1 protein-coding gene is annotated in these 513 nt (G+C 72.1%); it reads right to left on the bottom strand.

Annotated features, from left to right (window positions below; all coding sequences use genetic code 11):
- Positions 1-484, bottom strand: a 484-nt coding sequence (locus QYM41_RS17910) for a histidine kinase dimerization/phospho-acceptor domain-containing protein (protein ID WP_368801112.1), incomplete at its 3' end; no start/stop codon positions are given.
- Between the last annotated feature and the right edge of the window lie 29 nt (positions 485-513).

A 513-nucleotide genomic window follows, 5' to 3' on the forward strand; every position in this document is an offset into this window, starting at 1 on the left:
CCGCGACCGCCTGGCTCGCCAGGCTCCGCGGGTCCTGGAGGGTGAGCTGCGGCCGGGTCATGCCCTCTTCGGCGGCGGTGAGCTGGCGGATGTCGCGGGCCAGGCGCTCCAGGCGGGTGATCTGGGCGTGGAGGATCCCGGTGGTGTGCTCGTCGAGGGCGACCACCCCGTCCTCGATGCCCTCCAGATGGCCCTTGAGGCTGGCCAGCGGGGTGCGCATCTCGTGCGCCAGATCGGCGAGCATCCGGCGCCGCGTGGCGTCCACCGCACTGAGCTTGGCCGCCATCTCGTTGAAGGAGCCGGCCAGGGCGTCGAACTCCGGCCCCAGCTCGGCGGAGGTGACGCGCACGTCGTAGTTGCCCGCGGCCACTTCTCCGGCCGCGGTACGAAAGGAGGCCAGGGACCGCCCCACGGTGCGGTAGAGGTAGAGGCTGAGCAGTCCGGCGATGCAGAGGGCCGGGATCCCGCCGATGGCCAGGGCCATCAGACTCACCGAGCGGAAGGCGTCCTCCA

This window comes from Kocuria oxytropis, assembly GCF_040981195.1.
Taxonomy (GTDB): domain Bacteria; phylum Actinomycetota; class Actinomycetes; order Actinomycetales; family Micrococcaceae; genus Kocuria; species Kocuria oxytropis.